The 22,986-nt window shown below is 46.4% G+C and carries 20 protein-coding genes and 1 pseudogene; 11 read left to right on the top strand and 10 right to left on the bottom strand.

Translation table 11 applies throughout. From position 1 onward, the window contains the following. Positions 1-151: 151 nt before the first annotated feature. From L1286_RS13640 to L1286_RS13625, 4 genes are all read left to right on the top strand, one after another. Positions 152-322, top strand: coding sequence for a hypothetical protein (locus L1286_RS13640; RefSeq protein ID WP_235407605.1), 171 nt, complete (start codon positions 152-154; stop codon positions 320-322). Between the two features lie 478 nt (positions 323-800). Beyond that, positions 801-2,177 carry a class II fumarate hydratase gene (locus L1286_RS13635; protein ID WP_235407604.1) on the top strand — a complete coding sequence of 459 codons (1,377 nt, stop codon included), beginning with the start codon at positions 801-803 and terminating at the stop codon, positions 2,175-2,177. 218 nt (positions 2,178-2,395) lie between these two features. After that, entirely contained in the window at positions 2,396-2,989 is a 594-nt protein-coding gene (locus tag L1286_RS13630; RefSeq protein ID WP_235407603.1) for a hypothetical protein, read from the top strand. Beyond that, on the top strand, positions 2,986-3,369 hold the full coding sequence (locus L1286_RS13625; RefSeq protein WP_235407602.1) for a hypothetical protein: 384 nt from the start codon (positions 2,986-2,988) through the stop codon (positions 3,367-3,369). Before L1286_RS13630 ends, L1286_RS13625 begins: the two co-directional genes overlap by 4 nt. A gap of 330 nt (positions 3,370-3,699) precedes the next feature. On the opposite strand, the gene L1286_RS13620 is transcribed toward L1286_RS13625, so the two are convergent. Further along, positions 3,700-4,692 (bottom strand): zinc-dependent alcohol dehydrogenase family protein, encoded by a 993-nt coding sequence (locus L1286_RS13620; RefSeq protein ID WP_235407601.1) that lies wholly within the window; start codon positions 4,690-4,692, stop codon positions 3,700-3,702. 98 nt (positions 4,693-4,790) lie between these two features. On the opposite strand from L1286_RS13620, the gene L1286_RS13615 reads away from it, so the two are divergent. Further along, a complete protein-coding gene (locus L1286_RS13615; protein ID WP_235407600.1) occupies positions 4,791-5,681 on the top strand; it encodes a LysR family transcriptional regulator in 891 nt (296 codons plus the stop codon). On the opposite strand, the gene L1286_RS13610 is transcribed toward L1286_RS13615, so the two are convergent. Together L1286_RS13610 and L1286_RS13605 are read right to left on the bottom strand one after the other, a co-directional pair. Further along, the gene (locus L1286_RS13610) at positions 5,669-6,493 is read right to left on the bottom strand and encodes an SDR family NAD(P)-dependent oxidoreductase (protein ID WP_235407599.1); all 825 of its coding nucleotides are present in this window, start codon (positions 6,491-6,493) and stop codon (positions 5,669-5,671) included. The genes L1286_RS13615 and L1286_RS13610 overlap by 13 nt on opposite strands. A gap of 126 nt (positions 6,494-6,619) precedes the next feature. Then, the gene (locus tag L1286_RS13605; protein WP_235407598.1) at positions 6,620-7,327 is read right to left on the bottom strand and encodes a DUF2306 domain-containing protein; all 708 of its coding nucleotides are present in this window, start codon (positions 7,325-7,327) and stop codon (positions 6,620-6,622) included. A gap of 182 nt (positions 7,328-7,509) precedes the next feature. On the opposite strand from L1286_RS13605, the gene L1286_RS13600 reads away from it, so the two are divergent. Then, positions 7,510-8,724 (top strand): helix-turn-helix domain-containing protein, encoded by a 1,215-nt coding sequence (locus L1286_RS13600; protein WP_235407597.1) that lies wholly within the window; start codon positions 7,510-7,512, stop codon positions 8,722-8,724. A gap of 275 nt (positions 8,725-8,999) precedes the next feature. Here L1286_RS13600 and L1286_RS13595 read toward each other — a convergent pair whose 3' ends face one another. The 3 genes from L1286_RS13595 to L1286_RS13585 all read right to left on the bottom strand — a co-directional run bounded on the left by L1286_RS13595 (position 9,000) and on the right by L1286_RS13585 (position 12,796). After that, entirely contained in the window at positions 9,000-9,218 is a 219-nt protein-coding gene (locus L1286_RS13595) for a TIGR02450 family Trp-rich protein (protein WP_235407596.1), read from the bottom strand. A 94-nt stretch (positions 9,219-9,312) separates the two neighbouring features. Continuing rightward, positions 9,313-11,304, bottom strand: a complete 1,992-nt coding sequence (locus L1286_RS13590) for a methyl-accepting chemotaxis protein (RefSeq protein ID WP_235407595.1) — start codon at positions 11,302-11,304, stop codon at positions 9,313-9,315. Positions 11,305-11,611: 307 nt separating this feature from the next. Next, on the bottom strand, positions 11,612-12,796 hold the full coding sequence (locus L1286_RS13585) for a cellulase family glycosylhydrolase (protein WP_235407594.1): 1,185 nt from the start codon (positions 12,794-12,796) through the stop codon (positions 11,612-11,614). Positions 12,797-13,142: 346 nt separating this feature from the next. On the opposite strand from L1286_RS13585, the gene L1286_RS13580 reads away from it, so the two are divergent. Together L1286_RS13580 and L1286_RS13575 are read left to right on the top strand one after the other, a co-directional pair. Further along, the gene (locus L1286_RS13580; protein WP_235407593.1) at positions 13,143-13,301 is read left to right on the top strand and encodes a hypothetical protein; all 159 of its coding nucleotides are present in this window, start codon (positions 13,143-13,145) and stop codon (positions 13,299-13,301) included. A gap of 12 nt (positions 13,302-13,313) precedes the next feature. After that, a pseudogene (locus L1286_RS13575) lies at positions 13,314-13,670 on the top strand (TlpA disulfide reductase family protein); the annotation flags it as partial. Positions 13,671-13,739: 69 nt separating this feature from the next. Here the strand turns inward: L1286_RS13575 and L1286_RS13570 are convergent. The 4 genes from L1286_RS13570 to L1286_RS13555 all read right to left on the bottom strand — a co-directional run bounded on the left by L1286_RS13570 (position 13,740) and on the right by L1286_RS13555 (position 20,586). Further along, positions 13,740-16,220: a PKD domain-containing protein gene (locus L1286_RS13570; protein ID WP_235407591.1), complete on the bottom strand. Its 2,481-nt coding sequence runs from the start codon at positions 16,218-16,220 to the stop codon at positions 13,740-13,742. Between the two features lie 31 nt (positions 16,221-16,251). Beyond that, on the bottom strand, positions 16,252-18,954 hold the full coding sequence (locus L1286_RS13565; protein ID WP_235407590.1) for a TonB-dependent receptor domain-containing protein: 2,703 nt from the start codon (positions 18,952-18,954) through the stop codon (positions 16,252-16,254). Positions 18,955-19,081: 127 nt separating this feature from the next. Further along, a complete protein-coding gene (locus tag L1286_RS13560; RefSeq protein ID WP_235407589.1) occupies positions 19,082-20,068 on the bottom strand; it encodes a FecR domain-containing protein in 987 nt (328 codons plus the stop codon). Between the two features lie 5 nt (positions 20,069-20,073). Next, positions 20,074-20,586 carry a sigma-70 family RNA polymerase sigma factor gene (locus L1286_RS13555; RefSeq protein ID WP_235407588.1) on the bottom strand — a complete coding sequence of 171 codons (513 nt, stop codon included), beginning with the start codon at positions 20,584-20,586 and terminating at the stop codon, positions 20,074-20,076. A 258-nt stretch (positions 20,587-20,844) separates the two neighbouring features. Here L1286_RS13555 and exbB point away from each other — a divergent pair, with 258 nt between their 5' ends. The 3 genes from exbB to L1286_RS13540 are packed head-to-tail and all read left to right on the top strand — an operon-like array spanning position 20,845 to position 22,966. Next, positions 20,845-21,675, top strand: a complete 831-nt coding sequence (gene exbB / locus L1286_RS13550; RefSeq protein WP_235407587.1) for a tonB-system energizer ExbB — start codon at positions 20,845-20,847, stop codon at positions 21,673-21,675. Beyond that, a complete protein-coding gene (exbD, locus tag L1286_RS13545; RefSeq protein ID WP_235407586.1) occupies positions 21,675-22,106 on the top strand; it encodes a TonB system transport protein ExbD in 432 nt (143 codons plus the stop codon). Before exbB ends, exbD begins: the two co-directional genes overlap by 1 nt. Beyond that, positions 22,103-22,966 carry an energy transducer TonB gene (locus L1286_RS13540; protein ID WP_235407585.1) on the top strand — a complete coding sequence of 288 codons (864 nt, stop codon included), beginning with the start codon at positions 22,103-22,105 and terminating at the stop codon, positions 22,964-22,966. The genes exbD and L1286_RS13540 overlap by 4 nt, the downstream gene beginning before the upstream one ends. The last annotated feature ends 20 nt before the right edge of the window (positions 22,967-22,986 follow it).

The raw sequence follows: 22,986 nt of genomic DNA, 5'->3' as shown, positions 1-22,986 counted from the left end.
TGAATAATGCAAACTTTTATCGGTAATAATTAATTATTAACTTGATAATTAAAAAGAAAAAAATTTTGGTATATGGTATGCAAAAAACTTTGGTATTGGCTATAAGTATTTATGTATAGCCCGTTCAAATACCTTAATTGGAGATACCACCATGAAGTATTCTAAAGTGACACATATGCCTAATTTAAGTCTTGGCCATATTCCTGAGTCCAACACACCAGAATCAGAACCTACGTACCAGCAAGAGGTTGCAGACTTACTCAGCAGCAAAGAACAAGAGAAAGAACAAACCACAGAGCAATTTATTCTCGGTTATAACTGAGTTCTCGCCAAGCAAATACGATCCCGTCAGCAAGGGTTGCTAATCTCCTATTTTAGTGTAATGATAATAATTATCGTTACACTAAAATATAATGCGCTATGGTTACACCTCAAGTACTTTGCCAATTTCAGCCTCGCTTAGATACAAAATGCCAAAGACCTCATTTAGATGCTCCCGTTTATGTGGCGCAGTTTATTGAGGACGGTTTTAATTTGGCCAAGTGGTACGAGAGAAAGCCCTGCGTGTTATTGCAAGAGCTCTATTTACGACGTGTCTTTTTTGAATTGCTTAATCACATCGCGGACCCTTTGACTCATCAGAGCTTCCGGCAGCAATGTTTTGAGCAACTCCATAAGCCCCTTCTCGCATTAAAACGATTTTATAAAAAACAACATCGTTCTATGGCGCCTTTTTATCGCCTAGAGCGAGAAGCTCGGATCATTAGTCACGAATTCAATCCTTTTAATTAGGAGTCAGTATGACCACTTACCGTACCGCATCTGATAGCATGGGCACTTTAGAAGTTCCCGAAACCGCACTTTACCAAGCGCAGACACAACGTGCCGTTAACAACTTCCCCGTTAGTGGGCTTAACATGCCAGTCAGCTTCATTCGTGCGCTTGCATACATCAAACAAGCCGCAGCAGAAGCCAATGCAGAATTGGGTCATCTAGACAAAGACAAAGCAAAAGCCATTACCACAGCGTGTCAGGCTTTGATTGACGGTGCGCATTTAGATCAGTTTCCTGTTGACGTGTTTCAAACCGGCTCAGGCACCAGCTCAAATATGAATGCCAATGAAGTGATCGCCACGTTAGCAAGCCAACAAAGTGGCCTCTCGATCCACCCAAATGATGATGTCAATATGGGCCAGAGCTCCAATGATGTGATCCCAACCGCCATTCACGTCAGCAGCGCAACCTCTGCGGTTTATGAGTTGCTACCGGCACTGAAACACCTATCACAAACCATTGAGAAAAAAAGCAAAGAAGTGGGCCATCACGTCAAGACTGGGCGCACCCATTTAATGGATGCGATGCCGGTGACCTTTTCGCAAACACTGAGCAGCTGGCAACAACAAGTGGACTCAGCCTACGAAGGCATCTTGGCTTCTCTTGATAAGGTCTATCAACTGGGCCAAGGAGGCACGGCTGTTGGCACTGGCGTAAATGCCGATAAACAATTTGCCGCAACCTTTAATGGTTACCTCAGTAGCAATGTGGGAATTCGATTCAACCCGAGCCCAAACTTCTTCTATAACATTGGCTCTCAAGATGCCATTGTTGCGTTATCTGGCCAACTTAAGACCTTAGCGGTTGCCAATATGAAAATCGCCAACGATCTGCGCTGGATGAACTCGGGCCCACTTGCAGGATTGTCTGAAATTGAATTGCAAGCACTGCAGCCTGGTTCATCGATAATGCCTGGTAAAGTGAACCCTGTGATCCCAGAGGCCGCCGCTATGGTGAGCGCGCAAGTGATTGGCAACGATGCAACGATTACTGTAGGGGGTCAGTCGGGCAACTTTGAACTCAATGTGATGCTGCCGGTCATTGCTTACAACATATTGCAAAGTATTGAACTATTGGCGAACATTTCTCGTCTGGTTGCTGACAAAGCCATCGCAACATTTAAGGTTAATGAACAAAGTATTCAACAGGCACTGTCTCGTAACCCTATTTTAGTAACAGCCTTGAATCCGGTGATCGGATATGAAAAAGCCGCAGCCATTGCCAAGCTGGCATACAAAGAAGGGCGTCCAATCATCGAAGTCGCCGCCGAAAATACCGACCTCAGTGAGCAAGCACTTAAAACCTTACTTGATCCGCAAAAACTCACAGAAGGTGGCCTGTAAACCAAAAGCGCTCTAATCTTAAAGGGTATGTGAACGAAACAACACAAATATGCTGCTCATCACGCCATTCAGCGACAATAAAGGTGAGCAGTGCCAACGTACTAAGTTAATATAATTTGTGCAGATTTTGTCAAAGATCTGTTCGCATACCCTTAAGCGCTTTCCCTTGTATCTGAGGTAAAAGCGCGGCACACTGTGTAAAAAAAACAGGATAGATTATGAACGCACTTAAGCTAACACTAGCTAGCCTAGTGATAATATCAGGATGTTCCAGTACAGAAGCCGGCTCAGAGCAAACACAATCGCAAACGCAGCCTGAAAAACCACAACAACAAGCCACGCCAAGCAAAAAGCCTATTGCACCAGCCTCGCTGCAAACCAAGTCTGCAACGCGTCATGATGTAGGGATGAGCAAACCCACACCAGCCAAAATGGTGACTAAAGCAGAACCCATCGCCAAATATGACCAAGATGCTATTGACGAAGCCACGATTAAAAATCAACACGCATATTTAGATTTTATCACCAAAGATAAAAGCTGTGATAGTCATAGTCAGTGTCAGGCTATTCCGGTAGGGAGCCGCGCTTGTGGCGGCCCTTCTAGCTACTTGGTGTTTTCCACCAAAACAGCGGACCAAGAAAAAGTCTATAAACTGGCTAAAAAACTCACCGATAGCGAGGCACAATATAATGCCAAACACGGTATGATCAGCATTTGTGAACATTTACGTCAGCCTGCAACACAATGTGTTGAAAATACTTGTGTTAAACTAGAAGGCACAAATAAATCACCAACTAGGGATTATCGATGAAGCGAAAGGCCGGTACGCTTGTTGGCTTATCACTTATGCTGTTAGCTGGGTGCGAAGCCACTTACACAGAAACACAACCGCAACAAAGTGAAGGCAACAATTCACTTGAACAATTGATTGCAAACAAAGGCTGCGATGCCAGTTTCCAATGCAAAGTCATCGCTGTTGGTGAGCGTCTGACCTGTGGTGGGCCAAGTAAATACTTAGTATATTCGTCTCGCAATGTCGATGAAGAGCACGTTGCGCGCGCAGCCCAACGTATTACTGCCGTTGAAAAAGCCAACAACCGAAATGCCATTGCCAGTGAAATATGCGAGCCTGTGTTACCTATCCAAGCTCTGTGTATTAGCAATACCTGCCAATCTATTGTATTGAAATAGTCTCCCAGACAGTAGCCAAAAGGCTACTGTCTACCCAGCTAAAAAGTAGTTCAGTACCACCAATGGTACGACGCAAACAACACACAGACCTGCCAGCCCTAAATACTTTAAGACCAAGCGCTTTTGGATCCAATAACTGTACATAAAGCGCAATAAGTAGGTCGATGCCACGCCAAATAATGCAAAAATCAATAATAGTGATAACAAATAAAAAGACACTGACAACTCATAAACTTAGAACCATAAATTTATAATAGCGGCAGTGCCTAAAAAGCGCACCTATTTTGATCTATGCAATATTCTAAACCTGTCAGGTGATGACCGAGTTCACTACCATGTGTTACTCACCACCACCTTACCCATCGCCTGACCACTGGCAAGCCGATCGTGTGCCTGACCAATCTCTGAAAAAGCCAAGGTGCTGTCATCTAAAATAGGCGTCAAATGGCCTGCATCTACAATGGAGGCCATCGAGGCTAGGATCTTGTGATGTTCTGCGCGTTTCACGTTATGTAGCATTGGGATCAACATAAACACAACATGCAGTGACAACCCCTTAAAATGCGCCACTGATAAATCAATCTCTGCCAACGACACCGTCGTCGCCACATGACCATTTAATGCTGCTGCGTCAAATGAGTTAAGCAAATTCTTCCCACCGACAGAGTCATAGACGACATCGAACCCAACTCCATCCGTGTGCGTCGTCACATAATCAGCCACAGACTCTGTTTGATAATTAATCGGTGTCGCACCAAGTTTGTTTATCAATGCCAATTGCGCATCTTTACTGCCTGTTGCGTAAACATCCCCACCAAAATACTTCGCTAACTGCAACGCAACATGGCCCACACCTCCAGCCCCTCCGTGCACTAGCACAGTTTGGCCATGAGAGATACCTGCACGCTGCAACCCTTCATAAGCGGTGATCCCCACCAAAGGAAGTGCTGCCGCTTGTGCCATACTCAAGCGCTTTGGCTTGTGCGCAATTAAGTTTGCATCTGCGAGCATAAATTCACTCAGCGTACCAGGTAGATCAGCCAGGCCACCTGCACACCCATACACTTCATCACCAATTTGATACCCATCGACACCGTCGCCCACAGACTCAATGACGCCAGCAAAGTCCATGCCCAATATCGCAGGTAAGGCAGGAGAAAGTGGCAGTGCAGGGCCCATTTCGCGGATCATCGTGTCGACCGTATTCACACTACTTGCCATTACCTTTATCAAGACATGGCCTGCTTTTACTGCTGGTTTTTCTACCTCAGTTTCGGTGAATACGTCGCTGCCACCAAATGCATTTATCGTCATTGCTTTCATGATTTAATCCTCACTGATTGATTGGATTAAGTATATTTTCCAGCTATAGTTTTGATAATACCCAAAAAATAACAATCAGTTTTAAGATTTTATTGATAATGAACATCGCACACTTAAAGCTATTTACACGCATCGCCGCCACACATAATATCAGTTTAGCTGGCAAGGAATTGGGGCTCTCCGCCGCGGTTGCCAGTGCCCATATCAATAAATTAGAAGAAACATTGGGCACTAAACTGCTATATCGCACAACGCGTAAAGTATCACTGACCGAAGAAGGACTGGCTTTTTTGCCGCATGCCGAGTCTGTACTGGAAAGCATTGAAGGCGCGAAGGCCGCCATTGGGGCTGGTAGCCACACACCTCAGGGGACATTGAGGATAACCGCCCCCGCCTCTTTTGGGCGAATGCATATCGTGCCAGCGCTGGCCGAGTTTACGCAGCTTTACCCTGATTTAAATATTGATCTTCGTTTGAGCGATACCATCGTCGACATGGTAGAAGGTGGGTTTGATATTGCGATTCGCAATGCTGCGCTGAGCGATTCAACATTAGTGGCCAGTAAATTGGCCAGTGACACGCGTATTTTATGCGCTTCCCCTGAATATATTGCCACGCATGGGTTGCCCAGCTCACCACAAACCCTCCACGCTCACCCTACGATTAACCTTACAGGGATTGAGCACTGGGTGTTTGCCAACGCTGAGGGTAATATCAAATTTCGACCCAGTAATGGATTGCAAATAGACAATGGAGAGGCAATCAGAGATGCCTGTATCAGAGGCATGGGGATCACACTTTGCTCGATGTGGTGCGCCTACCAAGCGCTACAAGAAGGTAAACTCGTTCAAGTGCTCAAAGATAGTCCCTTGGTGAACGACACGGCGCTTTGGGCTGTGTATCCTAACTCACGCTTGCTCGCGCCCAAAGTACGTGTATTTATCGATTATCTTAAAGCGTATATCGGGGATGTGCCCTATTGGGAGTGAGATTGCTCCCTTAACTTGGTAAACAAGGCATTTAATACTGCAATCAGCTCATCCATCCGCGCCGTGTCTGACGCAGCATTGTGAGGTGTGGTAAAGCGCCCGATATCATTGTCAAAATAGCGCCCACCCGCATCAGAGAAAGACGCACAAAGCGCCGCTGATACGACAATATCAGCCCCCTGCTGAAGATTGCCACCTTGCATGCCATAGGCTTCATGGACCATTTTACTCGCTAAAAATGATTTCGGATTTACCGCGACAATCATCGGGCCTGTCTCTTTGTACTTTTCACCCAGTGACTGAGACCACATCGTCAGCGCCAGCTTGCTTTTGGCGTACACCGCACTATCAGACAGGGTGCTCAATGCACTCAATTCATCGGCATTAAAGGGGGCCTGTGCCGCCGACGAGAGATTCACGACTCTACCGTGAGGCGTGAGGCATATGAGTAATTCTTGTGTCAATATAAAAGGGGCTATGGTATTCACCATAAACCGTACATCTAAATTATCAACCGAACGAGGTTGCTCAAGGTTAAACACACCGGCATTATTTATCAGTACATCCAAATGCGGGTGCTCGTCTCGCACGGCTTTTGCCAACATGTACACGGCTTTTGCAGAGGATAAATCGGCGCAATAACTAAACACAGCACGCTGTCCAAACTGTGCCCTTAACGCATCAGACACTTTGTCTAACTTACTTTGATTACGGCCATGAAGCAGCACTCGATGACCATTTTCCAGTAAGGTAACTGCTGTCGCAAGCCCTATACCATCCGTCGAACCGGTAATTAAAATCGTCTTTTTCATGGTCACCCTCACGTGCTGTCTCATGATTATATCTACTGAAAAGATACTCTATGTTGTTAGCAAACTTTTGATAATAACTTTTAATGCTAAATCAGTTTCAATATATTTTTGAAAATAAAAATCCCCTCATTGTGCCAGCACCGAGTTTTCCCTCGCAGAGCGTAGCTTTGTCCGTAACATCCACTCCACCACCACTAAATTGACAGCCATCGCAATGAGTCGATCGTAGTCATGATGTAACGCCGCCAAGATTTCACTCCCGCCTGTCCATGCACTAAATACGAGCTGTAATACTGCACCAGTGAAAATAGGTGTAATTGCCGCGAGGGCCAATGCCACCGCCCGCATCATCCATGCTCGATGTTGCTCTATGCGCCCCTTTATAACTTGAACCACAGCCACAATAAACGCGCCACAAATCGCCACACTTAAAATGATCAGAGACATAAACCGGCTTCCGAGATCATGGGGAGAAAGCATTAAGTGCATCCACACCCCCGACAAGGCCATCACGCATCCTGACATTACCGCCACCCGACCCGTTATTTGATGCCAACGAAGGTGGTATGCTCTGATACGATCTGAGAATTGCCAAGGCATTGTTAAAAAGAACAGTCCACCAGCAATACCATGTGTCAGTATGGCAGCAGGCGTTAAAAAGTACTGTGCATTGATGGCCTCCGAGACACCAGCAACGGCCCCGCTGCCCAAAAGCACCAGAATAACAATAATAATTGCGGGTATACCTGGAATTGCAGTGAGTATCAACAGGCTGATCACGGCCGGCCAGTTGAATTTAATGCCTTGTTTAGTATGCTGCAAAGGTGCTGTCATTTTTTACTCTTTGTGTTGATTAATAACATGTGAGTTGAGTATGAGCATCCACCTAAAAAAATCGTCCATCACTATTGGCAAGGACCTATTTGAGCATGTAGAAATGGGCAAATAGCAAACAATAAAAAAGTAAATTACTGATATTAAATCTTATTTTTTTAAACCGATGCAAGGGGAAGATTATGATAAATGCGCAGCCGATACTCTTTGCGCTCAATATAGCTACGCTCTGTATCATCTTGTTTAGCACACACCTGCTATTATTACGCACACAAAATAGACAAGTGCACGGGCTACTTAGCCTCTGCTTACTTTCCATTGGCACCGTGATATGTTTACCAACTATGCAACACTTGTTGCCGCAATTTCAGGTCACCAGTTTACTGCTCGCTTTACCGGCGTTATTGTTGATCTCACCCAGTTTATGGCTTTACACCAAAGGGCTCACGAGCCAAACACCCTGGCAGCTAAAACAATCAGAGTTCACGCATTTTTTACCCGCACTCTTTGGTTGCACCATTGCGCTCAGTGCCTTTTTTTTGCCCACACACTACATCAACGCCATATTAGTCACAGAGCAACTCGATGTCATTGAGCAAGCACCCAAATTAATCCGTTACAGCATTTACTGTTTGTTGATATTGACGTTTATCAGCGTGCTGGGATGGGTGCTGCAATCTGCATTTTATATCATCAAAATCATCGAACGATTGAGGACCTATCGCGGCCAGTTGCAAGATGTATTTGCCTCTACAGAACAAAAAGAGTTGCGTTGGTTAAGTTGGTTATTGCTGTGTGTCGGAGGCGCTTGGCTCTTTACCGCCGTAAACCTAGTACTCGATAACGTCTTTGCACCCATTCATTTTGATGACCGAATTTACCCGCTCATGCAATTAGTCGTCGTTTACAGCTTGGCTCTTTGGGGGCTGAGACAGAAGCCAGGTTTCGCTGAGTTGTATACGCCGACAACGGCCTGTTGCAATCCAGAATCACTCAATGACCCCGAGGGCAATCAAGCCGATGATGAACAAAAATATCGCCGCAGCGCATTGAGTACCGAGCAAGCGATCCGCATTGGTCAAAAAATAGAGCAGGCGATGCAAGTTGATAAACTCTACTTGGATGCAGCCCTTTCATTGCCCAAACTTGCCAAACACATCCACACTTCCCCCAATTATATTTCCCAAACACTAAACGAAACACTGGGAGTACGCTTTTTTGACTACGTAAATAAATATCGCATCGACGAGGCAACGAACTATTTGCAAAGTACCGATAGAACGGTCCTTGATATTGCGATGGCGGTCGGCTTTAACTCTAAATCAGCATTTTATACCGCATTTAAAAAGCATACCTCGCTGACACCTAACCAATACAAAAAAACAGCAAAACGCTGATGCGCCTTAACCTATAAAGATGCAGGATGCCCAGTGCATTTCATTGGCAGGTAGTGAGGCTCGAAACGCCTATTCAAACCACGGGGTGTTTATTTTTTTGCGTTTTGCTCGAGCGCAGCATTGACTGAGCTGGATAACACATTTACACAGCAGCTTACGTGCATGGGCATCCCCGGCACTGAGACATTCACCATGGCGACATACTTTTGAGTTGAAGCCAATTGATTGCCGGTGACAAACTGCGCGAGGGTATCCACAAGCCATTTTACGAACAGCTATTTCCAGCCCATTTTCCATACTTTAGGATCTTTCAGATCGCGCCAATTTATATCCTGTTCACGTTGAGTCATCACCGCTTCAATAACACATTCGACAACGCGACCCTCTTCGTCAAATTCAACGCCAGTCACGATAAAGTGCTTCTCTTTATCCTTTGGACTCACGGATGTCCATTTGCTGTTGAGCAATTTTTTGGGAGTAATGGCGTGTTGCATAACCAGTGCCTGTGTGCTTTTTTACTTGTTACGCGCCACGCCTAAAACACGATCAGTGTAAAGGGATCAATGACCGCTTTGTCTACACACCCCATTAGCGACCCGCTTGACTGACCGAGTATTGCGAAATCAGTTTGTCCATTACTTTGGCTGCGCTCGCAATGTCGGTCGCAGCCACGCTGATCTGCTCGGCACCGGTGACGTTTTCTGTCGCTTTTTGAAAAATCGCAGTAATATTCTGGCTCACTTCATCAATGGCATTGCTTTGCTGCTGAGTATTACTCGAGACCGACTCTGTCACGAGTTCTACTTGCTGCGCCTGCTCCACTATTTGCTCCAGCGCTTGTTTAATAGCCTCAGCGCGCTCAGCCGCTTCCAGCGCATTTTCTTTGCCTTGGGTGATCACACTCGATGCTTCGGATGAACTTGTTTGCAGCTCTGAAACCAATGCGGAAATTTCTTCTGTAGATTTTTGGGTCCGACTGGCCAAACTGCGCACCTCATCAGCAACCACCGCAAAACCTCTGCCCTGCTCACCCGCTCGAGCAGCCTCAATCGCGGCATTCAATGCCAATAAGTTAGTTTGCTCTGCGATACTCTTGATCATCTCAACCATAGACGAAATGCTGCCCACGCGCTCGTTTAACGCATCGACAGTGGTTGCAGAACGCGCCATATCATCGGACGCCTGCTGGATAACCTGCACCGCATCCGCAACCACTTGCTGTCCTTGTAAAGACTCCTGCGTGACGGTTTTAGCCGCTGCGGCATTTTCATTCATTGAGTTTGCTATCACTTGAATATTGGCGCTCATCTGCTCAGATGCCGACGCTATCGTCTGTATACCCGTTTGCTGGCTTATTAAGTTTTCTTGACTCTGCTGGATAGCCGCTGCCGTTTCTTGAGACGATCCTGCAATCTGCGCCGATACCCGAGCAAACTCCACCAAGTCATCTTCAAATTGCTTCGTTAAGTTATTAATGTTCAAGGCAGAACTGCCTAAATCATCTTTGGAGATCACATCTATCTCATGGCCCAAGTTTTTATGTAAGCGCGCGATATCAATACCCTCAGCAATCATGCTCGACTGACGACGACGCAGTCGAATCGCAAAGAATAATGCGGCGGTAACCACCAGCCCGATCACCAAAATCATCAGCTCAATGACGAGTACAAGTACTGCCTGTTGCTGAATTTTGATCGCGGTTTCATCCACCAGGTTGAGTGCTTGTTCTTCTGCTTCTTTTAACACATTGATGCGATCTGTTGCCGCTCTGAACCACGCCTCCGCATCGAGGCCAAACCCAGCGTCCTTATCGACTACACCCCGACGAAATCGCTCAACTTCACGCATAGACGGGTTGTCCAATGCTCGTTCAAACATCCGTTTCATAACCAAAGGCGAGGCTTCCAGAGCTTCCTCAAGATACACGTGTTGTTTGGTTATCAGCGCCACGTATTTTTCTTTAAGCGCAGGTGTGAAGCTATCTCGACTAAACACGTTCGACAATACCGCCCGCTCTATGCCCGCCGACTCTTTCGCACTAGAAAAATTATAAATGGCCACCAACTCTGAGGCGATGGTGTGATCGTTACTTAATCGCGATGCGGTGATCACGATATGCAGCGCTTTGAGATTAATATCGGTGTAGTACTTTAGCGCTTCAGAGAGGGGGATAGACAGGTTGTCAACTTGCCCACGCACCGTGGCTAGGCGGCTGAACTTACGCTCAAATTCATCGAGCTCTTTGGCCATTTCGGGCATCAAATCCCAATGTTTTTGTTTTTCTTTTAACGAAGCTAACAGCCTATCGGTTTGGCTACGCTGTTGGCGTAAGTTGCCTTTGAACTTAACCCCATTTGAACCGATAAAGCCTGCGGATGCCCCGCGCTCCTTTTGCGTTTCATGGATCACGCTCAGCACGGCATGACTTAAAAACGCATTATATTCTGCATCATAGGCGTCATTCATCCGCTTCGCCGACACTGATACATCATAAAAAATTACCGCTCCTAGCAGTAAGCACGGTAGTAACACAACGGTAGTCATATGACTAGATACGTATCGAGCAATTGCTTGTAACATCACTGCACCACTATATTTTATTCAACACAACTTATACGACTGTAAATAATTTACAGCCCACACTCTTACAGAAAAAATCATTATTTTCTAGTTAAATAAATGAAAACACTAAAATAAATAACTAAAACTTTTTTCTTATACCCAATTAAGGGAAAATATCGCCTTTATTTGGCTTTTTACTCTAAAAAGGTAGACGATATTTTGTGCAATACTCATGTAAAATGACTTTCATCACCGTGGTGCGATACAAGGCATATTTACGGTGTCCCCACGCTATTGCAAATATGCCCAAATTTAATGACTTTATTTATCTACCTTCACCGATCCGTGCTTTTACCCACGCCCCCGCCTCTTTAAGCTGACTATCAGCAAAGTTTTGACTTGAACAGGCACCCCGCTTGAATACGGCACCACTGCGAAAATCGTCCGAGTAATTCCAGTTTGTCCAACTGATTTTCTTTCGTGCCATTAGATCAATGTATTGCTGCGCACTCACAAAATCATTGGGGCCATCACCATCATAGTTTTGCGTACCCCACTCACTTACAAACACGGGCAAGACGTCTGATGCTTCGTCTAGCACCGTGCGGTAGTATGCGGTATGTGAGGCCGCATAAAAATGAAAGGTATACATAATGTTGTCGAATCTCACCGGATCGTTGAGCACATCTTGCACACTGCCCCCTGAAGACGCACCAAACGTAGACCAGCCGTGTGTGCCCAGTAAAATCAAGGCATCGGGCTGGATGTTTCTGATGACCGGAATGACTTGCTCTGCATAGTGGCGGATCTGTGGCCACTCAACATTGTTTGGCTCGTTGGCAATATCATAAATGACGTTTGTGCGATGTTTATTACTGGCGACAATGTCAGTGAAAAACTGTTTGGCTAACTCCAAATTAAAATTTGGATCGCCTGGGTTCAGTTGATGCCAATCCACCAAGACATACATTCCTCGCTGGCTAGCTTTTTCAATGAGGGTATTCATTTGCGCAGTGAACCCTACAGGATCATTTTCATAGCCGCCTTCTTGTACATACAAACTCAAACGCACAATATCGGCCTGCCAATCATATGCTAAAACATCTAAGCTCACATCCGTCATACACTTACCAAGCCCATACCACTGCAATCCATGGCTGCTCATGCCTCGCAGCTGAATGCGCGCGTTGTGTTCACTACACAGCCCTGTACCGCACACCTTTAAACGGCCATACTTTTCAATCGGGGATACTTGCGTGCCATCACTGCACCGCCCTAGGTATTGCCATGATGCATTGCTGCCGGGCTCAGATTTGGTCCACCAATTCGCCTGATAAAGCTTATTATCATGCTGCATTTTGTCACCCGTATTGGCATGACTTGGTTTACCCTGCCAATCCAGTTGCGGCCAATTTGGGTAGACATTTACGCCATCACAACTTAGCGCGTATACCTGACTACACCCTAACCCAACAACCAAAGAGATGGCGCTTAGATAAATCGATTTCATTTTGTTTCCTTTACATGTTGTTTACTTTTTAGTTCCCAATAAGGATATACACGGTTGTGCACAAAATGCTTAGCGCTGAGCGTGGTTTTGATCGCAAAGTATTAAAATTAGCGTGATATGTTTAAGGATTAGGGGGGATACAAAGTTCAAAAATGACGAGCAACCTCCATGGCTGAAGGTCAAAACCCCCCTTCAGCACTCTTGTATAGACAACTTAATTTAAGCGCACGCGCTTAACTTTCAGAGCTAGAAGCTGTCACGGCTGTTATCTCTTCAAATAAACTACGTTTATTCATTAATAGGGCGCAGCTTTCTTTGTCATGGCGCATAAACAGGATAAAAGTACATGTTAAATAAATTCCTTTTACTACTGTGGGCACTGTGCTTCACAGCCTCCACACAAGCCGCAATAACACACTTTGGCAGCGAACAAATCATTGGCCTAAACAAACAAGGGACGCCGGTTGTTCGTAGCCTTGATACCCCAACGGTCGTTACTTTTTGAGCTTCTTGGTGCCCGTATTGCAAAAAAATATTGCCGTTACTAGAGGGACTGCAACGTAAGCTGGGCACAGATAAGATGCGTATTATCGTCGTTAATACCCGAGAAGAGGGCACGCTCAGACAAACAAGACGCACATACAAAAAACTTGTGAAACAATTTGAGAATAAAGGCCTGCAACTGGAGTTTGTGTTTGATAAAAAACATGCCTTATACAACACACTCAACAAGCCCGGCCTCCCCTATACCATGGTGATCGATAAACAAGGCAAAATCACCTATGCACAAGCAGGTTATAGCGAGCAAATAGCACAACCTATGCTAGCGGCTATACAAGCGGTATTAAGTGACAGCAGTACCGCAAAACATTAAAAAAGCCCTGCAAGCTAAAGAGCTTGTAGGGCTTTGCAAATACAAATTTTTAATTGTCAGGCGTTGAACTTATTTTAGCTCGCCTGCCTCACATTCACGCCATTCACTCAGAATGCCATCATTCGCAGCACGCCAGTTTTCTAGTACGAAGGTCACTTCTGGGATCTCTTTAATGTTAAACGAGAAATGGAAACCTTCCGCTTTGTCATCCGTACGGATACACGGTACTTTCGGGTAGATGGTCTGGAAGTTTAATGCATCCCCTTTGGCAATCACTAAGCCTTCACTCAACCCTTCAAAGCGCGGTGTTAAATCGTCTAACCCACCATTAATGTGGCTTACTTTGACATTCTCGATGGTGTAATCACCGTCTACTGCTGTCATGGACCACTGTGTAGCGCCTTCTTCTAAATACGGTTTAGAGCTAGAGTAAAAGTCGCTGGCGAAAGGCGGTTTGTTCTCGTACGGTAATGGGTGCCATAGGCTCTCACCATCTGCGTTTAGGCTACGCAATCTCACCCCTTTGGCATCTTCCATAGAGTCGACATTAACCACAAAGTCGTAGTTCTCGGCGTCATTGATTAAGTCAGTCGCGTAGTAACGGAATACGTAAGTGCCCGGCTTGCTAAATACTTGGCCTCGGCTATCTGGGCAATCCGCTTTGTCTGGGTAGCTGGTAAACGTACCACCGCTTGCCGGTGTGCTCACTAGCTCTTGGTGCCAATGTACTTCGTCGCCATCAGCATCCACAATCACTGGGCGATGTAGCAACGACATACATGGCAAGATTTGATAATAGTTTTCGCCTTGGCTCAATCTGCCCCAACTCCTTGCCCAAACCACGGAGCGGATCTCAGGTACGGTATTCGCCACTTTCGCAAACCCAGTGTCTTGTGAATATGACTTCGCCATCAAGCCACGGTCATCTTCAACAATCAAACGCGCGGTGTAAGAACCCGGCACATCTGTTTTTACTTTAGCACGGCGGTACTCTTGGCTTTCTGGCTCAATCACAGCTTCAATTATCGCATTGCTGCCGTCCGGCTTATCTACTAACTCCCAATGGAATGTCATTGGGTCATTGTTTGGATCTTTACTCGACGCATCAAAAACTAGGTCGTTACCGACAATCACCGATTTCGATTGGGCATCGACCCCACGGGTTGAAGGCTGACCATTTACGTTACCAATTTTAGCTTCCATTGACGCTTCTTTGGTAATTTGATTGACACCATCAGTCACCGTCATACGGACAACATAGGTCCCTTCTACATCCAACTTTTGGATCTTTTTGCCAAGCGGTTTCCATGATCCAATATCCACCAATTCAACCGTGCTGCCTTCAGGTTTTTGAATAAGCTCGGCATCAACGATAGAAATGTCATCGGCTTCTGGATCATAACCAATAAAGTTGAACTCAGCCCTTAAACCCACTTCTTGCTCACCAATACTGTATGACGGGTAGTAACCCGTCGCCTGCAGCATACCGATTGGTGCAGCATTGGTAGTGGTGTCAGGATCTTTTTCAACGGTTACTTTAACGTCGGCTATATCGCTCTTTTTGTCGCCATCAAACACAAACATAGTCAAGGCATATTCGCCCGCTGCCACTGGCGTGAATTTTAATGTACTGGTTTTGTCACCTTCTAGCGCAGGCAATGGCACATTATCAGGTTCAACCGGGCTGTACGCCCACTGCCAGCGGTATTGCAATGCTTCACCTTCAGCGTCGAAGCTTTCGCCAGCATCTAACACAGCTTGTTGACCTAGTGTGATGGTTAAGTCTTCCACTTTGGCCACAGGGGCAACATTGGCAGTATATATTTTTACCACCACATCCACTGGCTCAGCACGATTATCTCCAAAGCTTACGACCAGCTGCATCTTGTATTCACCAACGACATCAACGTCCAGCTTAGCGTGTGCTTGATCGCTATCATTCAGCTTTGCAGCACTGTCTTGTGGCTTTTCTACTAAGATCCAGCTGTAGGTTAATGCGCCTTCAGCACCGGTCGGCAAGATACTGTTGCTGGCATCTAAATCGACTGTAGTGGTACCAAGAGGCTCTTCATAGCTGGTTTTTGTCACCGCAACGGGCTTTGTATTTGTTGCAGTAAACTGAACAGTTGACGCTTCACTCTCTTTTTCACCGTCTTTAACTATCAGGCGAACCACATAGTCACCGGGTAGATCCGCCGTAAAGTGTGTATCTACATCACTCTCGCTAGTTAGCACCGCTTTGCTAAACGGCGGTAAAGTTGTGATTTCCCAGTCGTACGTTAATGTACTGTCTGCACTGCCTTTACTTTCTGCGCCACTGAGTGTGACGGTGACATCCCCTTGCTCAACAGAGAATGAATTGCCTTCGCTCGATGTAACATTAATTGCTGCCACTGGCTTTTCGGTCGTAGTGCCTGTGCCTGTTGATGGCGTCGTTGGTGCTGTAGGCGTAGTCGTTGGGGTTGTAGTATTGTTATCAGAACTGCCACCACAGGCAGTGAGTGTGACTGACACCCCTAATGCAGCCAAAATACTGAGAGCACGATTCATGCGATTCTCCGTTGTTCAGAGTTGGATTGGTCTAAAACGCGAGCGTTAAGCTGAGTTTTGCGGTTCTGCCAGGAGCAGGCACTAAACCTAAACTCAGGGCATCTAAATAGTAACGATCGGTGATATTGTCTAAGGTGAGGTCCACAGACATCATGTCGTTAAATTTGTATCGAGTGTAAAAGTCAATGACGCGGTAACTGTGCCATTCCACGGGCTCCAGAAAACCAAAATCATCGTTGTACTTTGGAATCGGATTTCGTTTACCCATTAACGTACCGCGCAGGCCAAGTTCAAGTTTTTGCTCAAGCAATTTGTAGCCAACGTGCGCACTCGCGTGCCACTTAGGGGGCACCATATTGTTGAAGTAGCTGTTTGGTATACCCCAGTCGGTACAGTGGTATCGTACAAAGCTTCCCTTGTTACATACCTCTATTTTACCGTAATGGGTACCACTGAATTCAAATATCCAATCAGTTGCGTCATAGCTCAGATTGATTTCCACGCCATTTAAATCAACGCTATCAATATTTCTCAGGCGAAATTCATCTAACGCACTGCGTTTTTCTTCGAAGGCATTACGCTGTGTTCGCGTTAAGTAATCATCTACATGGTTGCTAAATAGCGCCAACTTTGCACCAAAAACATGACCCGCATCGAACGTGTTTTCATTAAAGTAATTAATCCCGATTTCTCTATTTAAAGCGCGCTCAGCCTTAAGCGGAATATCGAGCGCAGGGCTGACAGAAAACCCAGAGGTATTTTCAAACAAGCTGGGCATTCTGAGCGCCTCGGCATAACGCAAATAGACTTGAGTGTTTTTGGCAAAGGCCCAGGTCGCAGACACCATTGGCGCACCACCGGAGTCCTTATTACGGTAGTAAACTGGTAAGCAGCCGTCAGCCCCATCCGAAATGCATGCTGCATTGCCTTTTGCCAGTGGTAGGGGGTTGTTGTCTTTTGATGAAAAACGGACGTAACGCAGTCCCGCTTCAAAGATCCAATCTTGCCATGGCCGCCAAGTCAGGTTGGAAAACGCGCTATACTCATCTTTATTACCGCTTCTTGAACCTGCGTAAAATCCCTCTGAAGCCGGCGTATTGGTGTCCACCTCTTCCCACTGGGCAGCAATACCGTATTGCCATTTTAATTCACCCATTGGATAGAACAGCATAGTGTTAGAGACATCTGCGCCTAAACGCTGATAATCATCGGTTCTCGCCGTGTTGCTTTCAAGGTCAACTGATCCAACGCCCGGGGTATTTAGATCTGTCACAGAGTTGGTATGCCACAGATTGGCTGCCAAATCTATATTGTCGAGATCTACAGGCTGCCACCCATAAGCCAAGGTAAAGGTTTGGTTAAGCACCTCACTGTTTAGCCACTGCCTCGATTGGCCAAACGATTTCACTTGCGATGGCATCATCTCACCATACTCACTGTTGTAGCGAATATAGCTCAACTCTAAACTCTGATCTGCAGGCATCAATACGGTTGAACTCACCAGCCATGACGTGCTCTCAAAATTGGTATTGGGAATGCGCTCTCCTGCGCGAAATCGCGACACCCCATCTCTTTCGACCGTCGTCTCCTTATACCAAGCCGCCTGTTTAGGTTCGCTATAAGTCAGCGTCGGCGCTGGGCCATTTGTGCCCGCATAATAGTTGCCTTGTTTACGCTTCGCATAGGCAATCACCAGATCGCCCCAATCAAAACGCTGTGCCCCAGCAAAGCTGCCCGCATAGCTCGAAAAGTCAAATAGACCAGGCCTATCCATGCCTTCAACAGGCGCAAAGCGCTCTGGCAATTTGCGGTTTTCTGGACAGTTAACACTGTTCTCAAATCGGCAGTCTGTAATATATACCTTATGGGGTAAGTAGTAGCCAGCATAAGTGCCCGGCTGTGGCTGTACACTGCTATTGCCAATGCCACTTACACGCGCTCTAAAACCACTGAGCTCACCCTCTTTGACAATGTCATCCGCACGCAGCGTTTTAACCGTCACTAGACCGCCTGTTGCGCCGGTGCCCGCTGCCGACATGGTTGGCCCTTTATTAATTTGCATAGAACCAATCAGATCTGGGTCAATATAGCTACGACTAGACACGCCAGCGTAACCACGATAAACCGTGGTCTCCTGCCGGCTGCCATCAACCACAACAGGCACTCGCCCCTGTCCCTGCATACCGCGAATATTGATGTCCAGACCGCCGGAGTTTCGATTTTCACTCACTAGTACACCTGCCACACCCTGAAAGATATCACCGATACTGGTGCCTCTAAATCGCTCAATATTTTCGCGCGTTACCACATTCACTGACGATGAACTTTGATAGGTTTTGGCTTTCGCACTGTCGCTGTGTGTTTGCACCTGAATGGTGTCGAGTGTCATCACATCTTTACTGGAACTGGCTTGAATGATCCACGCGCCTGCCCCCACAGGGATCGCCTGTAAATTGGTGTTGCTCAATAACGTCAGCAACATTGTTTGGCTATCAAATACGCCTGATATCGCTGGTACCGTCACCCCTTCTACAAGGTGCTCTTCAAAAGATAGCGTCACACGCGCCTGACGAGAGTACATATTGAGCACATCGCCTAACTTACCCGCTGGCAGCTGAAACTCGATTGCGTTTGGTGCCATCACAGCATCGCTGGCGTAGGCAGGTAAACAAATACAATTTAAAGCCACCGCTAATACAGTTGGGACAAAAGGTAAATTAGTGCGATTATGCATTGCGTTTTGGTTCCAGTTTTTTGTTTCTCACTTATAAAGCCGAACCAACCCTCAAAACCCGTAAAGAAAAATGAAATTTATTATCATTTAAGTATTTTGAGGGTTTAGAAATACCGGAAATTTGGAATTAAGCGATTGATTTTGCTTTAAGTTGTACCCAAAAACGCGTGCGATATTGAAGTTCAGCGTCCACGGTACGTGCGAGTGTTTTTAAAATAAGGTCGTGGTCATTGAGTTGAAATACACCGGAGATCACATGATTTTCAAGCGTGGGGTCGCTGCGAAGCAGTCCCGTTCGGTAACGAGACAACTCTAATAACAAGGTTTTAAGTGGAATATCTCTGACTGACAACACGCCATCGACCCAAGCACTGTAATCAAACCGCTCAGCATTCATGCTGTTTGCTGCCAAATCAGCAAGCTTTACCACCTCACCAGCATTGATCTGACGTGAATAGCCGCTATTAGCATGCATCCATACTTCACCGTCATCCACTTGCAACAGTGAGTAATCATCTTCTTCTCTGAGATTGAACGTCGCTTGCTGGGTTTTGAGTACACCTTGGCTCACGGTCACTTCAAAAGGCCGGTGGTCGGACGCCGCCGTCAGATGTATTTCGCCCCTCGCAGCCTTGATTGCACGCTTGGTATCGGTAAATTCAACTTGCACACTAGAGCGCTGATTGAGCCACAGCTGACTGCTATCAGCAAGCTTGACCAACGCTTTACGGCCATCCGTAACATGATCGGCATAGATAGGATCGAGCCAACCTTGCTCGTACGATATCCAGCTTACAGCCAATATGCCACACAGGGATCCACCCATATTTTTTAAAGCGTGTCGGCGAGACAGACTCTCTAACTCAGAGTCGGTTTCCATGATGGTTTGTTTGGCAAGTGTTGGGGCGGCTTGGGCAACCTTGTTAAACGTCGAGTCTAAATTACAGAGCCTTTGCCAAGCCAGTTCATGCTCTGGTTGAGCCAAACGCCAGCGCTCGCAAGCTTGTAAAGTTGCGCCATCTTGGCCGCCAGATTCCAGCTTAATACGCCACGCAATTGCTTGGCGGACCACCTCTTCGGGTATCGCGACGGAGGAACGTTGACTTGAATTCATCGCGCTTACTCATCCAAACCATAGGTATTCATGTAACAAGTCATCATCGCCTTGGCGACATACTTTTCGGTAGAAGACAAACTGACACCGAGCTGCTTCGCCACTTCTTTGTATGCTAAGCCTTCTAAGCGCACCATTAAAAAGGCGAGCTTTTCTTTTGGTTTTAGCCCATTTAATAGTTTATCGATCTGATCCAGCAGTTCCAGTGTTTCCCACTTTTGTTCAGCTGACGGGGCCATCGCTTCTGGCATGTTCGCCAACATGGCTAAATAGTTTCTTTCTAAAATTTGACGACGCGCTTGATCAATAACGAGGTTGTCAGCAATTTTGGCAAGCCATGCTTTGGTACTTTTAATCCCTTCGGTCTTATCAGGTCGACCTAATAGTTTGACGAAGGTGTCTTGCGCTAAATCTTGTGCGTCTCCCCAGTTTTGAGTACGGCGCGCGATCCACTTTACCAACCACTCGTAGTGCGCTTGGTATAAGCTATTTAAACTGTTTGAGGTGTTACTAGACAAAAGTGTTCTACCCGTACTGTATGCTGGAAATCGCAAAAGTGTAAATGATATTCAATCTCATTTAAAGCGTAAATTCTAATAATTTATTCTTTTAAAAATATTTTCATTTTCTTTTACGGGTTTACGGATCTCACCCGTCTATAAAGGTAGAAGCTGTAAAATTATCTACTGTCGAGCATCAGTAAAACCAGCACAAAAATTTAAAACATTGATTTTATATAATAAAAAATCAATACCACCTTTCTTTAGGAGTTACCCATGCCTCTTCGTCCCTCTCTGTGGTTTTTACTAGTGAGTTTACTCGCAGCGACTCCAGCACTTGCAGGCGAGACAGAAAGCGCTTTTTCTGGCCATGATCTGTCTCCTTGGGGGATGTATCTAGCTGCGGATATTATTGTTAAAAGCGTAATGATAGGGTTGTTGTTGGCATCCGTTGCCACATGGGGGATTTGGCTATACAAAACCATTCAAATTACCAAGGCCAAAAATAGCGCCCATCAACTGCTTACTCACCTTGTAAATAGCCAAAGCTTTAGTGATGCCGATCAGGCCACCGCAAGCACGGAACACGAGGTCATGCTGTTAGTACACGCGACCAAACACGAGCTAGAACTTTCAGCTGCCGGTGCAGTTTCAGATGAAGGCCTCAAGGAACGTATTATTGCTCGATTAGAGCGTGTTCAAGCCGCCCTAAGTGCAAATATGAACCAAGGCACTGGTGTACTCGCAACCATTGGTTCGGTCGCCCCCTTTGTCGGCCTATTCGGCACCGTGTGGGGGATCATGAATAGCTTTATTGGCATCGCCAAAACGCAAACAACCAACTTGGCGGTTGTTGCGCCGGGTATTGCCGAAGCACTACTCGCCACTGCCATAGGGTTAGTTGCGGCTATTCCAGCGGTGGTGATCTACAACCACTTTTCACGCTCGATTGCCAGCTACACAGCTCAAACCGCCGATATTGTGACTGCGCTTATGGTGCTTATTAGCCGTGATTTGGACCGCGATCACCCCCATGCTAAAGCGCTCTCTAGCCAACTGACGCCAGACACCTGCAAAGGCCAAACTAAGATGAAGGCAGCAAGCTAATGGCCTTTTCAAGCACAAATCAAAATCCATCGGTGCCCAGTGAACAACATGAAATCAATGTCACCCCCTTTATCGATGTCATGCTGGTATTGCTGATTATTTTTATGGTTGCCGCACCGCTTGCAACGGTCAATGTGCCTGTCAATCTGCCCGCGATTGCTGAGGAGGCAAAACCGCAAGAAGACAAACCAATATACCTCACTTTGCAAAAAGATCTCTCTTTAACACTGGGGGATGATATCAAGCTGGCTCAATCACAGCTGATAAATACCTTGCAAAACCAAGGGATTGAAAAAAACAAAACCATCATGATCCGCGCCGACAAAGCAGTACCTTATGGCGACTTTATCGAACTGATGAATCAGTTGGCAACCGCAGGATATAACAAAGTAGCCCTCGTCGGCACTGAGCAGGTAGACACCGCCCAATGAGCCTTCTCGCAGGTCCAAACCACACCACACGCAAGCACGCTCGTAGAAAATGGGTGCTTGCGCTCCTCGCCGCATTCGCGCTGCATATCGCAATTGCAGCGGTGCTGATGTGGCAAGCACCGCAATCTCTGACGCCACCACCAGCCTCCAGCCCTAACGCATTTGAAGTCAGTATTGTTGCCGCCTCAAAATATGAACCAAGCAAGCAACCTGTCGGTCCTGAACAACAGGCTTCAACAGCTGCCCAGCCGCAGCAAGTTGCGCCACAAACACCCCCAGAGGCACAGCCTAAAGCGACGATTAAACCGATAAAGCACACGCAGTCCAAAGTGAAGGTTGCCAAACCTAGCGAGAAGCCAAAACCAAAAGAGCCTAAAAAAGAGACTCCCAAACCTACCGAAGTTAAAAGTCAGCCCGAGGAAGTCAATCCGGCCAAAGTGACCACGAAAAAACGCCCGTCAGAAAGTCAAACAAGCAGCCAGGCAAGTCAGCCAGACAGTGCCCCGCAAAAAGCGACACAAAATACCTCAACAGCGCATAAGGGGGCCCATAGTAACAGCCATATTCAAACTCAAATGGTGTGGAAAGGGCGAGTTCAGGCTCATTTAGAGCGCAAAAAACGCTATCCGCGCAGCGCCAAAATACGGGCACAACAAGGCGCCCCTTGGGTTAAATTTAGTATTAATCGCCAAGGCGAAGTGCTCAGTGTGAGCTTATACAAGGCCAGCGGTATCACGGCACTCGATAAAGAAGCGGTCGCTTTGGTTAAACGTGCTCAACCATTGCCTCCCCCACCAGATAGCATAGAGGGTAACCCCATTACGATGGCGGTTCCTATTGCCTTCTTTATTAAGAAATAAATGCCTTGTCATTGACCCTA

Origin of the sequence: Pseudoalteromonas sp. SMS1, assembly GCF_021530565.1 — a bacterium.
Lineage (GTDB): Bacteria > Pseudomonadota > Gammaproteobacteria > Enterobacterales > Alteromonadaceae > Pseudoalteromonas.
This window is presented reverse-complemented; position numbering and strand designations above follow the sequence as displayed.

Bases quoted from the DNA above. Each gene is read 5' to 3' on its own strand.
- L1286_RS13585 (WP_235407594.1), bottom strand. From the start codon at position 12,796: ATGAAATCGATTTATCTAAGCGCCATCTCTTTGGTTGTTGGGTTAGGG.
- L1286_RS13605 (WP_235407598.1), bottom strand. From the start codon at position 7,327: ATGACAGCACCTTTGCAGCATACTAAACAAGGCATTAAATTCAACTGG.
- L1286_RS13590 (WP_235407595.1), bottom strand. From the start codon at position 11,304: ATGTTACAAGCAATTGCTCGATACGTATCTAGTCATATGACTACCGTT.
- L1286_RS13615 (WP_235407600.1), top strand. From the start codon at position 4,791: ATGAACATCGCACACTTAAAGCTATTTACACGCATCGCCGCCACACAT.
- L1286_RS13635 (WP_235407604.1), top strand. From the start codon at position 801: ATGACCACTTACCGTACCGCATCTGATAGCATGGGCACTTTAGAAGTT.
- L1286_RS13580 (WP_235407593.1), top strand. From the start codon at position 13,143: ATGTTAAATAAATTCCTTTTACTACTGTGGGCACTGTGCTTCACAGCC.
- L1286_RS13610 (WP_235407599.1), bottom strand. From the start codon at position 6,493: ATGAAAAAGACGATTTTAATTACCGGTTCGACGGATGGTATAGGGCTT.
- L1286_RS13560 (WP_235407589.1), bottom strand. From the start codon at position 20,068: ATGAATTCAAGTCAACGTTCCTCCGTCGCGATACCCGAAGAGGTGGTC.
- L1286_RS13565 (WP_235407590.1), bottom strand. From the start codon at position 18,954: ATGCATAATCGCACTAATTTACCTTTTGTCCCAACTGTATTAGCGGTG.
- L1286_RS13600 (WP_235407597.1), top strand. From the start codon at position 7,510: ATGATAAATGCGCAGCCGATACTCTTTGCGCTCAATATAGCTACGCTC.
- L1286_RS13620 (WP_235407601.1), bottom strand. From the start codon at position 4,692: ATGAAAGCAATGACGATAAATGCATTTGGTGGCAGCGACGTATTCACC.
- exbB (WP_235407587.1), top strand. From the start codon at position 20,845: ATGCCTCTTCGTCCCTCTCTGTGGTTTTTACTAGTGAGTTTACTCGCA.
- L1286_RS13595 (WP_235407596.1), bottom strand. From the start codon at position 9,218: ATGCAACACGCCATTACTCCCAAAAAATTGCTCAACAGCAAATGGACA.
- L1286_RS13540 (WP_235407585.1), top strand. From the start codon at position 22,103: ATGAGCCTTCTCGCAGGTCCAAACCACACCACACGCAAGCACGCTCGT.
- exbD (WP_235407586.1), top strand. From the start codon at position 21,675: ATGGCCTTTTCAAGCACAAATCAAAATCCATCGGTGCCCAGTGAACAA.
- L1286_RS13625 (WP_235407602.1), top strand. From the start codon at position 2,986: ATGAAGCGAAAGGCCGGTACGCTTGTTGGCTTATCACTTATGCTGTTA.
- L1286_RS13570 (WP_235407591.1), bottom strand. From the start codon at position 16,220: ATGAATCGTGCTCTCAGTATTTTGGCTGCATTAGGGGTGTCAGTCACA.
- L1286_RS13630 (WP_235407603.1), top strand. From the start codon at position 2,396: ATGAACGCACTTAAGCTAACACTAGCTAGCCTAGTGATAATATCAGGA.
- L1286_RS13640 (WP_235407605.1), top strand. From the start codon at position 152: ATGAAGTATTCTAAAGTGACACATATGCCTAATTTAAGTCTTGGCCAT.